This is a genomic window from Mesorhizobium sp. M4A.F.Ca.ET.090.04.2.1 (assembly GCF_003999085.1).
In the GTDB taxonomy this organism is placed as follows: Bacteria; Pseudomonadota; Alphaproteobacteria; order Rhizobiales; family Rhizobiaceae; genus Mesorhizobium.
In genome coordinates, this window is record NZ_RZOT01000099.1 from 1 (window position 1) to 13,001 (window position 13,001).

The 13,001-nt window shown below is 64.7% G+C and carries 16 protein-coding genes and 2 tRNA genes; 8 read left to right on the top strand and 10 right to left on the bottom strand.

Translation table 11 applies throughout. The features are described from left to right. Nucleotides 1–1,073 (bottom strand): sensor histidine kinase (locus tag EN781_RS09790; protein WP_145965471.1); only part of this gene is annotated, 1,073 nt, incomplete at its 3' end. Further along, the gene (locus EN781_RS09795; RefSeq protein ID WP_126055569.1) at nt 1,063–1,731 is read right to left on the bottom strand and encodes a response regulator; all 669 of its coding nucleotides are present in this window, start codon (nt 1,729–1,731) and stop codon (nt 1,063–1,065) included. The genes EN781_RS09790 and EN781_RS09795, both read right to left, overlap by 11 nt. A 565-nt stretch (nt 1,732–2,296) precedes the next feature. Between EN781_RS09795 and EN781_RS09800 the strand changes: the two genes are divergently transcribed. Then, nucleotides 2,297–2,524, top strand: a complete 228-nt coding sequence (locus EN781_RS09800) for a DUF680 domain-containing protein (RefSeq protein ID WP_126055568.1) — start codon at nt 2,297–2,299, stop codon at nt 2,522–2,524. 199 nt (nt 2,525–2,723) lie between these two features. On the opposite strand, the gene EN781_RS09805 is transcribed toward EN781_RS09800, so the two are convergent. The 3 genes from EN781_RS09805 to purM are packed head-to-tail and all read right to left on the bottom strand — an operon-like array spanning nt 2,724 to nt 5,038. After that, nucleotides 2,724–3,239 carry a histidine phosphatase family protein gene (locus EN781_RS09805; RefSeq protein WP_127399935.1) on the bottom strand — a complete coding sequence of 172 codons (516 nt, stop codon included), beginning with the start codon at nt 3,237–3,239 and terminating at the stop codon, nt 2,724–2,726. A 15-nt stretch (nt 3,240–3,254) separates the two neighbouring features. After that, nucleotides 3,255–3,962 (bottom strand): phosphoribosylglycinamide formyltransferase, encoded by a 708-nt coding sequence (purN, locus tag EN781_RS09810; RefSeq protein ID WP_127399936.1) that lies wholly within the window; start codon nt 3,960–3,962, stop codon nt 3,255–3,257. Continuing rightward, nucleotides 3,959–5,038, bottom strand: coding sequence for a phosphoribosylformylglycinamidine cyclo-ligase (gene purM / locus EN781_RS09815; protein ID WP_126055565.1), 1,080 nt, complete (start codon nt 5,036–5,038; stop codon nt 3,959–3,961). Before purM ends, purN begins: the two co-directional genes overlap by 4 nt. A 250-nt stretch (nt 5,039–5,288) precedes the next feature. Between purM and EN781_RS09820 the strand changes: the two genes are divergently transcribed. The 5 genes from EN781_RS09820 (at nt 5,289) to EN781_RS09840 (ending at nt 8,485) form a co-directional block, all read left to right on the top strand. Continuing rightward, nucleotides 5,289–5,846, top strand: coding sequence for a CDP-alcohol phosphatidyltransferase family protein (locus EN781_RS09820; protein WP_126055564.1), 558 nt, complete (start codon nt 5,289–5,291; stop codon nt 5,844–5,846). Next, entirely contained in the window at nt 5,818–7,020 is a 1,203-nt protein-coding gene (locus EN781_RS09825; RefSeq protein WP_127399937.1) for an AI-2E family transporter, read from the top strand. The genes EN781_RS09820 and EN781_RS09825 overlap by 29 nt, the downstream gene beginning before the upstream one ends. A 6-nt stretch (nt 7,021–7,026) precedes the next feature. Then, nucleotides 7,027–7,731 carry a DnaA regulatory inactivator HdaA gene (gene hdaA, locus EN781_RS09830; protein WP_126055562.1) on the top strand — a complete coding sequence of 235 codons (705 nt, stop codon included), beginning with the start codon at nt 7,027–7,029 and terminating at the stop codon, nt 7,729–7,731. Between the two features lie 80 nt (nt 7,732–7,811). After that, entirely contained in the window at nt 7,812–8,066 is a 255-nt protein-coding gene (locus tag EN781_RS09835; RefSeq protein ID WP_126055561.1) for an Arc family DNA-binding protein, read from the top strand. After that, the gene (locus EN781_RS09840; protein ID WP_126055560.1) at nt 8,063–8,485 is read left to right on the top strand and encodes a type II toxin-antitoxin system VapC family toxin; all 423 of its coding nucleotides are present in this window, start codon (nt 8,063–8,065) and stop codon (nt 8,483–8,485) included. Before EN781_RS09835 ends, EN781_RS09840 begins: the two co-directional genes overlap by 4 nt. 198 nt (nt 8,486–8,683) lie before the next feature. On the opposite strand, the gene EN781_RS09845 is transcribed toward EN781_RS09840, so the two are convergent. From EN781_RS09845 to EN781_RS09855, 3 genes are all read right to left on the bottom strand, one after another. Beyond that, entirely contained in the window at nt 8,684–9,172 is a 489-nt protein-coding gene (locus EN781_RS09845; RefSeq protein WP_126055559.1) for a hypothetical protein, read from the bottom strand. Between the two features lie 99 nt (nt 9,173–9,271). Then, a tRNA-Pro gene (locus tag EN781_RS09850) sits at nt 9,272–9,348 on the bottom strand. Between the two features lie 94 nt (nt 9,349–9,442). Further along, nucleotides 9,443–10,606, bottom strand: a complete 1,164-nt coding sequence (locus EN781_RS09855; protein WP_245455708.1) for an NAD(P)/FAD-dependent oxidoreductase — start codon at nt 10,604–10,606, stop codon at nt 9,443–9,445. 323 nt (nt 10,607–10,929) lie between these two features. Between EN781_RS09855 and EN781_RS09860 the strand changes: the two genes are divergently transcribed. Beyond that, nucleotides 10,930–11,235, top strand: a complete 306-nt coding sequence (locus EN781_RS09860; RefSeq protein WP_126055558.1) for an ETC complex I subunit — start codon at nt 10,930–10,932, stop codon at nt 11,233–11,235. A 55-nt stretch (nt 11,236–11,290) separates the two neighbouring features. Continuing rightward, nucleotides 11,291–11,367 (top strand) — tRNA-Arg (locus tag EN781_RS09865). An 85-nt stretch (nt 11,368–11,452) separates the two neighbouring features. Here the strand turns inward: EN781_RS09865 and EN781_RS09870 are convergent. Both EN781_RS09870 and EN781_RS09875 read right to left on the bottom strand, forming a co-directional pair. Further along, a complete protein-coding gene (locus EN781_RS09870) occupies nt 11,453–12,262 on the bottom strand; it encodes an outer membrane protein (protein ID WP_127399938.1) in 810 nt (269 codons plus the stop codon). 60 nt (nt 12,263–12,322) lie between these two features. After that, nucleotides 12,323–12,568, bottom strand: a complete 246-nt coding sequence (locus tag EN781_RS09875; RefSeq protein ID WP_127399939.1) for a DUF982 domain-containing protein — start codon at nt 12,566–12,568, stop codon at nt 12,323–12,325. Nucleotides 12,569–13,001: the final 433 nt, after the last annotated feature.

Consider the following 13,001-nt stretch of genomic DNA (forward strand, 5'->3'; position numbering starts at 1 on the left):
GCGTTGTCGACCAGGTTGACGATCATCTCGCGCAGCATGGTGCCGTCGCCGACCACTGGCACCGGCCCGCTTTCGTCGAGCCCGAGATCGACGTTGCGCGCAAGCGCTGCCGGCGCTTGCGTCTCCAGCACATGGCGGGCGGCTTCCGTCAGGTCGATGCGATCGGCGCGCGGCCGCCGGCTTCCAGGCTCGGCCCGCGACAGGGTCAAGAGCTGTTCGGCCAGCCGCGCCAGCCGGCCGGAACTGGCCTGCAGCGCCACCAGCGCCTCCTGGCGCTGATCGGCCGCACTTTCGCGCAGCGCGTAGCTCGCCTGCGTCGACAGCAGCGCCAGCGGCGTGCGCAACTGGTGCGCGGCATTGGCGATGAAGCGCCGCTGCGCCGCCATCTGCCCCCGCACTCGCTCCATATAGGCGTTGAGCGCGTCGATCAGCGGCCGGATCTCGCTCTGCGCGCCAGTGACTTCGATCGGATCGAGGTCGCTGCGAGCCGGCGAACGCACGGCATCACGCAGCCTGATCAGCGGCGCCAGGCCGCGGCGCAAGCCGAGCAGCACGAAGACGCCGGCAATCGCCACCAGCATCAGCTGCTGGGCAAAAGCGTTGAACCACAAATGCCGTGCCATCGCATCGTGTCCGGCAAGCGTGACGCCGACGGTGACGGAAATCGGCGAGTCCGCGCCGGCGCCGATCACCGCATGGCTGAAGGTCAGCAGCCGCAACGTGCGGTCGCGATAGGTCGCTTCCAGGCTCGGGCGATCCTGCGCCTCGGGCAGGTCGGGATAACCGGTCAGCAGCCGTCCGCCCGCGGTCTCGACACGATAGTAGACGCTGTCGCGGTCGCCGGTGTCGAACATCTCGATCGCTGCCGGCGGCACAGTGGCGTCGAGCACGCCGTCGACGATTGCGACCTGTTCGGCGATGGCGCGCGCCGAACCCACCAGCATGCGATCCGTCACCAGGTCGGCGGTCGCCAGCGCGTTGCGATGGCTGGTCCACAAATTAATGGTGGCGAGCCCGGCGAGCGGCAGCACCACCCAGGCAAGCAGCTGCAGGCGGAGGCTGCTAACCGGCATCGCGCAGCAGATAGCCAAGGCCACGCAGCGTGGCGATCTGAACGCGCGAACCCTCGATCTTCTTGCGCAGGCGATGCACATAGATCTCGATGGCGCTGGGGTCGGCGTCTGTTTCGAAATCAAAGATCGCCGACGAGAGCGCCGCCTTGCTCACCGTGCGTCCCGCCTTGACCATCAGCTGCTCCAGCACGGCGTGCTCGCGCGGCGTCAGCGCCAGGGTCTCGCCGGCCAGCGAAAACAGCCGCGTGTTGGTGTCGAAGACGAGATCGCCGCAGGCAACGACAGGCGCGGTCCGGTCGTTGACGCGCCGCAACTGGACGCGGATGCGCGCCTCCAACTCCTCGACCTGGAACGGTTTGGCCAGATAGTCATCGGCCCCTTCGTTCAGGCCCTTGACGCGCCCGTCGAGGCTGGCGTTCGCGGTCAGCACGATCACCGGCACCCGGTTGCCGCGCGCCCTGAGCATGCGCAGCACGTCCAGGCCGCCCATGCGCGGCAGCGCAAGGTCAAGAATCACCAGCGCATGGTCGCCGGCGGCAAGCGCATGCTCGACATCCTCGCCGTCATGGACGATGTCGACGACATAATTGGCCTGGCGCAGCGTCTTGCCCAACCAATCAGCCAGTTCGCGATTGTCTTCGACAAGCAGCAGCCGCATTTTCTATCGCAGTTCAGGTATCTTGCCCGCCGCAGTCTCGTCGACCTTTCGACCAACGCAGCCGGCAGCGTCCGATGGGGTGCACGCACACAACGGATAATATCGATCCGCCCACAAGGCAAACCTTAGCTGGCTTGGCCACTGCAGAGCGGCAGGGAGGTCACCGACGAGAGGCGCTGCGTGTTGGATTCATGTCGCTGAACGACCGCATGGAAAGCAACCGGCACCTCCCCGCGGGCAGTGATCAGGCGCCAATCGACGAAAACAGAACCGATCGGTTCGATTTATGTTGACGCATTGTGCATCAGGTTGTGAACGCCGGCTCAAGTGATCTTGGCACCCGTGGCGGGTGGAATTTACTAACTGATTGATATCGCGAGATAACAGTGTGGCAGTAGGAAGCCTTGCGCCGGATTTCAAGCGCCGCGCCGAAGGTCTTTTCGGCACAACTTCGTGACTGGAAACGACAGCGGCCACGGCCCATCTCGGGGTGGTCCGAGCGACGCGAATTCCTCCCAAGGCACGCCACTTGACGGACAGAAGACAGAACTACTGGAGTACCTGAATGACCAAGATCGCTCTCACCGCCGCCGCCTTCCTCGTTGCCACGGGCAGCGCCTTCGCCGGCAGTGACCATTATGGTTCGAACAACGTCAACCAGCCGGCCGTCACCCAGCCTGCCGCCAATGTCGACATCACGACCACGGCGTCGATCCGCAAGCCGGTCGAGCATGGCAAGACCACCTCCGAAGTCGCCCAGCCTGAATCCGGCCAAGGCATCTGGGGCCGTTAAGCGGACCCGACAACCTGACCTGGTCGGCAATCGCTGATGACTTCGGTCATCGAATGCCTCGAGGCGGTGGGCTTGTCCCGCCGCTTCGCTTTTGCGCAAGCCTGAATCAAATCGGCAGCTTCGGCCCTGTCGCTTTGTTCGGATTTTGTCTTTCGGCCCCGCAAGCACCAAGGGCCGCGCCGCGACTAACCCAAGGCCGCTACCCCAACTCCTTCGGCCTGATGCAATGCGTCAGCCGCGCGCCGCCGAAGCCGAGATCCGCCCAGTCTCCCTTGAAGACAAACCGGGCCAATGCCGCCGTCGGGAATTTCTCCTCGAGCTTCCGCAGCGCGCGGGCATCCGACCCCGAACCCGCGAGCCGCCGCGCGAAGTCCTCGAGCCCGGGATTGTGGCCGAGCACCAAAAGGCTGGCCGCATCGGCCTTGCGCACGACGGCCAGCACATCCACCGCCGCCGCCTCGTACAGCGCATCCGTGAATTCCGCCGCAGCGCTCTTCGGCAATTCGGCCGCGACCAGCCGCCATGTGTCGCGGGTGCGCAGCGCGGCCGACACCAGCGCCAGGTCAGGCAGCCAGCCGCGCCGGGAAAGCTCGCGCCCAATCAGCGGCGCCGTCTTCAGACCGCGCGGGCCGAGCGGCCCGTCGAAATCGGCAAGCTTGGGATCGTCCCAGCTCGACTTGGCGTGGCGCAGGCTGAGGAGTTGTCTTGTCGCCATGCCGCCCCCAATCCCTCAAGGCGTGATCCGCGCCAGCTGTTCGAGATCGCTTTCCTCGCGCAGCGGGTCGGGCGCCATTACCACGGAACTGCCGTTTTCGGCATCGTCGGCGAAGTGGGCGAGCACGGTGTGGCCGTTCTGCATGCGTGCCTTGCCTTCGGCGACCAGCCCCAGCGCCAGCGGGTAGAGCCGGTGCTCGGCCTTGAGCACGCGGGCGGCGAGCGTGTCCTCATTGTCGCCGACCATCACCGGCACGGCGGCCTGAGCGATGATCGGGCCGTCATCCATGTCGAGGGTGACGAAATGCACCGAGCAGCCATGGATGCGAACGCCGGCGCGCAGGGCGCGAGCATGCGTGTCCAGCCCCTTGAAGGCGGGCAGGAGGGCAGGGTGGATGTTGACCATCCGTCCTAGCCATTTCTCGACAAAGCGGGCGCCCAGGATGCGCATATAGCCGGCCAGCGCGACGATCTCGGCGCCGAAGCCGGCAAGCGCCGCATCGATCGCTCCGTCATGCGCTTCCTTGCTGCCATAATCCGAGCGCTGGATCACCTTGGTGGGAATGCCGCGCGCGGCGGCGATGGCGAGGCCGGCGGCGTTGGCCCGGTCGGAGATGACGCCGACGATCTCGGCCGGGTAGGCCGGATCGCTCGCCGCCGCGATCAGCGCCGCCATGTTGGAGCCGCGCCCGGAGATCAGAACGACGGTGCGTTTCCTGCTCATAGGCCGATCGAGCCCCGGTAAATGACGCCGGCGTCGCGGCGCGGCACGATGCGGCCGATAGGGGTCACCGTCTCGCCGGCCTCCTGCAGCACGGCGGCCACTTGCGCCGCCTGGCCGGAGGCCACGGCGAGGATCATGCCGATGCCGCAGTTGAAGGTGCGCATCATCTCTTCCGGCGCGACACCGCCGGTCTTGGCCAGCCAGGCGAACACCGGCGGCACGTCGATGGCGTTGAGGTCGAGCTCGGCGGAAAAATCCTTGGGCAGCACGCGCGGAATGTTCTCCGGAAAGCCGCCGCCGGTGATGTGGGCGAGCGCCTTGATGCCATGCGTGTTGCGGATGGCCTTGAGGATCGACTTCACATAGATGCGCGTCGGCTCGAGCAGCGCTTCGGCAAGCGTCGCCTCGTCGTTGAACGGCGCCGGGTCGCTCCAGGCAAGGCCGCTGCTAGCCACGATGCGGCGCACGAGCGAATAGCCGTTGGAATGAAGGCCGGAGGAGGCAAGGCCCAAGAGCACGTCGCCCTCGACGATGTCGTCGGTGGGCAGCAACTGGCCACGTTCGGCCGCGCCCACGGCAAAGCCGGCGAGGTCGTAGTCCTTGCCGTGGTACATGCCGGGCATCTCGGCCGTCTCGCCGCCGATCAGCGCGCAGCCGGCCTGCCGGCAGCCCACGGCGATGCCGCCGACGATCGATGCGCCCTGGTCGGGGTCGAGCTTGCCGGTGGCGAAATAGTCGAGGAAGAACAGCGGCTCGGCGCCCTGCACGACGATGTCGTTGACGCACATGGCGACAAGGTCGATGCCGATCGTGTCGTGCTTGCCGGCATCGATGGCGATCTTGAGCTTGGTGCCGACGCCGTCATTGGCCGCGACCAGTACCGGATCGGTGAAGCCGGCGGCCTTGAGATCGAACAGGCCGCCGAAGCCGCCGATCTCGCCATCGGCGCCCGGCCGGCGCGTCGCGCGCACCAGCGGCTTGATCTTCTCGACCATCAGATTGCCGGCATCGATGTCGACACCCGCTTCGGCATAGGTGAGCCCGTTCTTGCGCTCGGCTGTATCGCGCTTGGTCATGTCCGGCTCGTCGCTGTTTCCATTGCGGGCTCTTCGCATGAATGGTTTCGGGGAGCAAGGATGACGCGGCGGTGCGGCGGTTTTGCCCCCCAACAAACGTTCTTCTGCGTGAGCCGATCCCCCTGAAGGCGAGATTGGCCCGCATCGCAGCTTTCGCCATTCGCCAACGTCAGAGAATGAGGAGCGTAGTGCTTGCGCCAGCCTTCCATCTCCATCATCTATCTCTCGACAAGACGCGACGGGGCACACTTTGACCATCCCCAACATGATCACGATCATGCGCCTGCTGCTGGTGCCCGCCGTGGTGTTGGCGATGCTGCAAGCGCGTTGGGACTGGGCCTTTGCCGGCTTCCTCATCGCCGGCGTCTCCGATGGCGTCGACGGCTTCATCGCCCGCCGCTACAACCAGGTTTCGAAGCTCGGCGCCTATCTCGACCCGATGGCCGACAAGCTCTTGCTGGTCTCGGTGTTCGTGGTCATGGGCTTCATCGGACAATTGCCGCTGTGGCTGGTCGTCACCATGGTCTCGCGCGACGCGCTGATCGTTTGCGCGGTGCTTTTGTCTTCAGTGATGGCGCATCCGGTCGAGGTGAAACCGCTCTTTGTGTCGAAGGCCAACACCGCAATCCAGATCGTGCTGGCGGCGGTGGTGCTGGGTGAACTGGCGTTTTCCATCCACCCCGATCCGTTGCGGCCGGCGCTCATATTACTGTCCGGGGTCTTGACCGTGGCTTCGGCCGCGGCCTATCTCGTGGCCTGGCTGAGGCACATGAGCGGCTATGGCGAAGGCTCCAAACCGGGCACCTGACCAAGGATCCATCGAAGCGGCCGCCGAGGCAGCGGCGGCCGGCGAAGCCGCGTCCCTGGCGTTCCGCCGCCAGGTATTCTTCTGGCTGGGCACGGCCGTGTTCCTGGCGCTGTTCCTCTATGTCTTCTCCAGCATCCTTCTGCCCTTCGTCGCCGGCATGGTGCTCGCCTATTTCCTCGATCCGGTCGCCGACCGGCTGCAGCGTCTCGGCCTCTCCCGGCTGATGGCGACGGTGGTCATCCTGATCGCCTTCATCGTCGTCCTGGTGCTCGCCTTCGTCATCCTGGTTCCGGTTCTGGCGACGCAAATGGCCGATTTCGCCGGCAAGCTGCCGGAATACCTTCCCCGCCTGCAGGCGCTGATCACCAGCTTCGATCCGAAATGGCTGGAACAGAGGTTCGGCGTCAACGCCAACAGCCTGCGCGACGGGCTGAACTCGCTGCTCACCTCCGGCTTCGGCCTGCTCACCACTGTCTTTACCTCGATCTGGAGTTCCGGCGTGGCGCTGGTCTCGGTGGTCAGCCTTTTCGTGGTGACGCCGGTGGTCGCCTTCTACATGCTGCTCGACTGGGACCGCATGGTGGCCGTCGTCGACAGCTGGGTGCCGCGCGACTATGTCGAGACGGTGCGCGTGATCGCCCGCGACATCAACATCGCGACCGCCGGCTTCGTGCGTGGCCAGGGCACGCTCTGCCTGGTGCTCGGCGGCATGTATGCCACGGGCCTGACGCTGACCGGCCTCAACTTCGCGATCCTCATCGGCCTCTTCGCCGGGCTGATTTCCTTCATCCCCTATGTTGGCTCGTTGACCGGACTTGTGCTCGCCGTCGGCGTCGCCTTCGTCCAGTTCTGGCCGGACTGGGTGATGATTGTTGCAGTGGCCTGCGTGTTCTTCGCCGGCCAGTTCATCGAGGGCAACATCCTGCAGCCGAGGCTGGTGGGAAAGAGCGTTGGCCTGCATCCGGTCTGGCTGATGTTCGCGCTGTTCGCCTTCGGCGCGTTGTTCGGTTTCGTCGGGCTTCTCATCGCTGTGCCGGCTTCGGCGGCCGTCGCCGTGCTGGTGCGTTTCGCCATTGCCCGCTACCTCGAATCGCCGCTCTACAAGGGCCACGTCACCGAGCCCATTCCGCGACTGCCGGCCGACCGTCGGCGGGGCGCCAAGCCGCGCGGCTGACGCGCCATGGCCGCTGACAGAACCGATCCGCCGCGCCAGCTGCCGCTCGATCTCGGTCACGGCACGGGCTATTCACGTGACGAGCTCGTGGTGTCTTCGACCAACGCCCAGGCGGTGGCGCTGGTCGATCGCTGGCCCGACTGGCCTTCGCCGGTCGTGGTGCTGGCCGGCCCGGCCGGCTCCGGCAAGACGCATCTGGCCTCGATCTGGCAGGCCCGCGCCAGCGCGCTAAGGGTGGATGCCGGACGCATCGAAGAGTGCATCGCCGACCTCGGCCACAGGTCCGTCCTGATCGACGATGTCGACAAGCATCCGGTTGACGAGACGGGCCTGTTCCATCTCATCAATACGGTCCGTGGCGCCGGCTCCAGCCTGCTGCTGACGGCCAGGCGCTTTCCCTCGGCCTGGGGTGTCGAACTGCCCGATCTCATCTCGCGGCTGAAGGCTGCCGCGACCGTCGAGATCCACGAGCCCGACGATCTTTTGCTTGCCGGCGTCATCACCAAACTCTTCGCCGACCGCCAGGTCGAGGTGGAGCCGCATGTCGTGCAATATCTGGTCAGGCGCATCGAACGCTCGCTGGCCACCGCCATGCGCGTGGTTGGACGCCTCGACCGCGCGGCCCTGGAGCGCAAGACGCCGATCACCCGGGCGCTCGCCGCCGAGACCGTCAGCGCCATGGACGAAGGGCAGGGCGAGTTCGAGATTTGAGTCTTGTTCGGCAGCCGACGCGTGACATCGGAGCCAGATAGTGATATCTGAGTGATGTCAATGACATCGGAATGATATCAATGCCATCTGTGACGATCAGAAACATTCCGGAAGAAACCCACCGCGCTCTGCGCGTGCAGGCCGCCATCCATGGCCGAAGCACGGAGGCGGAGATCCGGGCCATACTCGAGAACGCCGTGCGGCCCGAGGGGCGCGTGAAGCTGGGCTCTTTGCTGTCCGAAATCGCCCGCCGCGCCGGCGTGAAAGACGAGGATGTCGATGCGCTGGAGCAGGTCCGCGACAAAAGCCCGGCCGAGCCCCTGAGATTTGAATGATTCTCCTGGACATCAATGTCGTTTCGGAGGTGATGAGGCCGGAACCCCATCCGGCGGTGCTGGCATGGCTGGACGATCAGGCTGCTGAAACATTGTATATTTCCAGCGTTACGCTCGCAGAGGTGCTATTCGGTATCGAGGTGATGCCTGCGGGGCGCCGCAAGAATGTCCTGGCTGAGGCCTTTGCTGGCATATGCGCGGTGTTTGATCAGCGCGTTCTGCCATTCGACGTGCAGGCAGCGCGGCAGTATGCCGGCCTTGCCGCAAAAGCCAGAACGGCGGGCAAGGGGTTCCCCATACCCGACGGCTATATAGCGGCTATCGCCGATGCCAAAGGCTTCCACGTCGCTTCGCGTGACACGTCGGCCTTTCATGCGGCGGGCATACCAGTCGTCGATCCTTGGCAAAATGCGACGTAGCTGTCCCAATATTGGACCAAGCCACTGGCATCCATCTTGCACCGTCCAATATGCCGGCTGACCCCGGTCCCGATCACGTTCCAGATCGGGTTGTAGGCTCGCCGGGTGCAAGGCGGTTGGGGTTCTCGCCCGGCGAGCTTGCCTTTCAGAGACATCGAACTCACCCATCGAAATAGACAATTCAACAAGGCGGTTCGCCTAATTCCCCACTTCCCGGCAAGTTCCTCCAGGGTCGCCAGCAGCCTGTTGATCTGCGTATAGGAGGTCGTTTGCGGGCTGTAGCGCGTGACCAGGTATTCCCGGGTTTTGGCGAGTTGTATCAGGTGATGTGCCGTGCGCTTCCGCAGCTGACACCTCGATCCTGCCGTCCTCGATGCGGCCGGTTGGAGTCAGCGGATACCAGAAGTCGAGCGGCTCGCTGACCGGTACGGTGACGGAGATGCCTGCGAGTGCGGCCTCGCTTGCCGCGCGCCTGAGGCAGAGCACGCTCCCGGCCCGAAAGCCGAGTTCGGCCAGCGCCTTGAGCAGCGGCGCGCCGCCGCCCTGCGCGAAAGCCTTGTTGATGCGGTCGCCGGTCATCGGTGACCAGAGATCGCGCGGCACCCACGTCAGGCGCCGCCTCCTCGCGTCGACCAGCACAATGACATCGGTGTTCTGCAACCAGTCGTCCCGGTCGAGGACCGCCACGACAACGCGGCCATGGCTGGAGCCTTACTGGCCCGGATCGAGGCGGATTGGCTTGCCGCGTTTGCAAACTGGCGCCCATGCTCCGGCCCATAGCTGGAATGGTCGGAGTGGCAGGATTCGAACCTGCGACCCCCTGATCCCAAATCAGGTGCGCTACCAGGCTGCGCTACACTCCGAGGCCTCGCGGCGTATAGGGTTCCGGGCCCGCGAAGGCAACCCACGAAAAGAAAAAAGGGAAGGGCGGGAAAAAACGCTGCGCCCTGCAGCCGCTCAGCGCCGCTGTCCGGCGATCTTGCGGGCGATTGCGGCGCCCTGGATCCTAGCATTGGCAAAGCAGCCGCGGATGCTCGGCCGCATGCCGGTGAACCACAGGCCCGGCAGCTTTGGATCGCTGTCGGCGCCGTTGAACAGCGGCACGCCCTTGCCGTCGAGCACGCCGAGCTGGCCGAGCATCGGCTCCAGCCCGGTGCGATAGCCGGTTGCGGCGATCACGACGTCGGGCGTGATGGTCTGACCGTCATCCAGGATGACGCCGTCGCGGGTGAATTCCCTGACCTGCGGCACCACGATGACCCTGCCGGCCCTGATGGCATCGACGGCGCCGTCGTCGGAGGCGATCGCCGTATAGTCGGAGCCGAGGCGGCTGGCGCCGCCCAAGGGCGCGCGCGGCAGGCCGAATTTGCTGAGGTCGCCGAAGACAAGGCGCTGGGTCAGCGCCATCGCCCAGTCCGCCAGCCGCACGGGCAGCCGCGCCATGAAAGGCGAAAAACGGTGCACGGCGATCTGTCCGATGCGCTTGGGCAACAGCGAGGGGCCGTTGCGCGCCGCCAGCCACATCTGTCCGGTCTTGGCTCCGGAAAGGTGATTGAGCGCGTCGAAGCCCGAATTGCCGGCGCCGACCACCAGTACCTTCTTGTCCTCATAGTCCTTCGCCGCGCCAAAATCCGCCGAATGGACGATGCGCCCGGGAAAGTCCTCCATGCCTTTCCAGACGGGAATGAACGGCTGTCGGTCGCGCCCGGTGGCGACCACGACATGGCGCGCGCGCCGCGGCCCGGCGCTGGTCCTCACCGTCCAGTGATCGCCGTTGAAGCTCACGTCCTTGACGGCGATGCCGAATTCGACCGGCAGCCGGTGCGCTTCGGCGAAGTGATTGAGGTGGCCGATCACCGTGGTGCGGTGCGGAAACGCCGGCGTGCCGGCGGGATAGGCGACACCGGGCAGCGCGGAAAGATCGCGGTGGGTGTTGAGATGCAGGTTCTCATGCCGTCTGTGCCAGGGTTCGGCCAGCCTGTTTTCCCGCTCCAGCACCTGTGTCGCCACGCCGGCAGCGGCGAGCGCCTGGGCCACAGCGAGCCCGGCGGCGCCGGCGCCGATCACGATCGCGCCCTCGAAGGTTCCCGGTCGGCCGGCCGGCAAGGTTTCCGCTGCCATGTCTGTCATTGTCATAGCCGTGAGTGGCACACCAGTGTATCCGACATATGCCGCCTCCAGTCTCGCGCCAACCAGGCGCGTTTGCAAAACGTCGCAGGCGCGTTTTCAAAACGTCGCCGACCGCGTCGCCCGCGCGATTGCCAATCGTCGCCCGCGCGATTGCCAATCGTCGTGCGGTCCGTTGCAAACCCGCCTTGCCGCCGGCGTCATTGCACAGTAATGACGGGGTGGGCGCGCGACCGGGAGAACCTGAATAGGGCTTTTCGAGGGCGGGCGTCGGTACAAACGCCTGGAGTGCTGCTCCGGGGAGCAACGAGGTGGACATGTCCGCGCGCATTTTCAGCCCAGCCAAAACCGCGATGCAATCCGGCAAGGCCAAGACCGGTCGCTGGGTGCTGGAATTCGATCCCGCGCAGCGCAAGAAGATCGACCCGCTGATGGGCTACACCACCTCTGGCGACATGTTGAGCCAGATCAGGCTGACTTTCGACACCAGGGAAGAGGCGGTGGCCTATGCCGAGAAGGAAGGCCTTGCCTTCCGCGTCGAGGAGCCGAAGGAGCCCAAGCGCCGGCAGATTTCCTACGCGGAGAATTTCCGCTATGACCGCAGGACGCCCTGGACGCACTGAGCCGGCAAGCCGGACGGCGCCCTTCGCGAAGCATCAGCCGGCGCGGCCGGCCAGCGGTCCCGTAGCTCAGCTGGATAGAGCACCGGCCTTCTAAGCCGATGGTCGCAGGTTCGAATCCTGCCGGGATCGCCAATACTTTCAGTTGCTTGACTTGTCGCCCCCGCATGCAAAAAGCCCCGGACGATGCCGGGGCCTGCTTTCGACGTGCCGCAGCTACCTAAAATTTGTACGCAGCGCCGATGCGGAGGTCGTTGATCGAGAGCCGATCCTCGAGAGGAGACCAACCACCACCGACCTGGAACAGTTTCTTGCCGAAATCGCTGTAGCGATATTCAGCGCGAACGACCAAGTTGTCGGTCGCCGCGTATTCCAAGCCCAGGCCCAATGTCCACCCTGTTCGGGTCGCATCGTGCGAGAATGGAAGGCTCTGTGTCTCATTCACGTTCTGGCGCGCAACGGCCAACCCCCCGGCGAAATAGGGCAAGAAGCGATCAACGCTGTAGCCAACTTTGCCGCGAAGCGCGGCAGTCCAGTCAACCTTTGATCCATAGCTGAAGAATGTGTCCGGGATGCTGGAGCCGATATAGTGGCCTCTCACGCCATCCTTCTTCAGACCCGCGAATGTGAAATCGGCATCGGCGCCGAGAACAACACCATTGTCGAACTGATAATTGTAACCGCCATATATGCCCCCCAAGACGCCAGCGGGCTTCGCGGGAACCTCGTAATAGCCGGTGTTGTCGAACGAGAGGAACGTCCAATCATCTTTACCCCAGCCATATCCTGCCTGCGCGCCAACATAAGCCCCTGACCAATTGTAAGTTGATGCAACCGGCAGTTGCGAACCGGCCTCCGTGGCCAAAGCGCTAGTGGTCAGGAGCCCTAGTATTGCTGTGGTCTGAAAGATAAATCTCATGCTGCCCACCCCTCGAGATTGATGGTGCATGAGTGGCACATTTTTTTTGTGTGAGGGAATGGCTGACAGCGCTCGGTTGTATTTTTCCAGCCAGGTGTTTCCCAAATGCATCTCGGCGCATGTCCCCAAAAGAGCAGACTATGCGCATTTCAGGCGCCCGGCGCTCCGGACTCACTCCACCAGCACATGCGCCTCGCGCGCGGCGCCGATGAACGCGTCCCTGGCTGCGTCGGCCGAGACCTCGCCGCTCATCGCCCGGCGGCAGGCGCGCAACGCCGAACCGTGCAGCGCGCTGCCGGCGTCGCGCCATTGGCCCGCCAGCAGTTCTGCCGCCTGCTGTGCGCTAGAAATGTGCCTGATCGCGCCCGCGACACCCACCGAAACCGTGACCGGCCTCGAAAACCATCCCTGGGTCATGTCGGGAACCCTCATTACCTTAACCCAACTAAACGCAGAAAAGGGCGCCGGGTTTCATTGCCGGTCTCAACAGGGCGTAACGGCCGCCTTGGCCGCTCCCGCGGCCTTGGCGCGGCCGCCTTGTAACGGGCGGGCGCCGCAAATGCGGCGCAAAAAATCGTTATATTCTTGCTGAAAGAGCGCCGTGCTGGTACTCCTTGATAGCGCCGGTTCGGAAATCTGCGAATCTGCGCCGGCTAGCGCCGCTTTCCAAGGCGCGCGAGTCGTCCCGGCCATGATCCCGAATGGTGGCAACCGGTTTTTCGAGAAGGATCATGGTCAAAACAAGAAGCAGAGCACAGTTCCGACTTCGTCGGGATGGTTGGCTTAGGTAACGCTCTGGATGTCTGATGCCATTGCTCCCGTGGCTTCGGAAGAGCACGAAGCATGGGGA

Excerpts from the sequence above, each read along its gene's own strand:
- EN781_RS09800 (WP_126055568.1), top strand. The coding sequence starts at position 2,297 with ATGACCAAGATCGCTCTCACCGCCGCCGCCTTCCTCGTTGCCACGGGC.
- EN781_RS09855 (WP_245455708.1), bottom strand. The coding sequence starts at position 10,606 with ATGGCAGCGGAAACCTTGCCGGCCGGCCGACCGGGAACCTTCGAGGGC.
- EN781_RS09840 (WP_126055560.1), top strand. The coding sequence starts at position 8,063 with ATGATTCTCCTGGACATCAATGTCGTTTCGGAGGTGATGAGGCCGGAA.
- EN781_RS09860 (WP_126055558.1), top strand. The coding sequence starts at position 10,930 with ATGTCCGCGCGCATTTTCAGCCCAGCCAAAACCGCGATGCAATCCGGC.
- EN781_RS09835 (WP_126055561.1), top strand. The coding sequence starts at position 7,812 with ATGCCATCTGTGACGATCAGAAACATTCCGGAAGAAACCCACCGCGCT.
- EN781_RS09825 (WP_127399937.1), top strand. The coding sequence starts at position 5,818 with ATGGCGAAGGCTCCAAACCGGGCACCTGACCAAGGATCCATCGAAGCG.
- EN781_RS09875 (WP_127399939.1), bottom strand. The coding sequence starts at position 12,568 with ATGACCCAGGGATGGTTTTCGAGGCCGGTCACGGTTTCGGTGGGTGTC.
- EN781_RS09805 (WP_127399935.1), bottom strand. The coding sequence starts at position 3,239 with ATGGCGACAAGACAACTCCTCAGCCTGCGCCACGCCAAGTCGAGCTGG.
- EN781_RS09870 (WP_127399938.1), bottom strand. The coding sequence starts at position 12,262 with ATGCATTTGGGAAACACCTGGCTGGAAAAATACAACCGAGCGCTGTCA.
- EN781_RS09795 (WP_126055569.1), bottom strand. The coding sequence starts at position 1,731 with ATGCGGCTGCTGCTTGTCGAAGACAATCGCGAACTGGCTGATTGGTTG.
- hdaA (WP_126055562.1), top strand. The coding sequence starts at position 7,027 with ATGGCCGCTGACAGAACCGATCCGCCGCGCCAGCTGCCGCTCGATCTC.
- purM (WP_126055565.1), bottom strand. The coding sequence starts at position 5,038 with ATGACCAAGCGCGATACAGCCGAGCGCAAGAACGGGCTCACCTATGCC.
- purN (WP_127399936.1), bottom strand. The coding sequence starts at position 3,962 with ATGAGCAGGAAACGCACCGTCGTTCTGATCTCCGGGCGCGGCTCCAAC.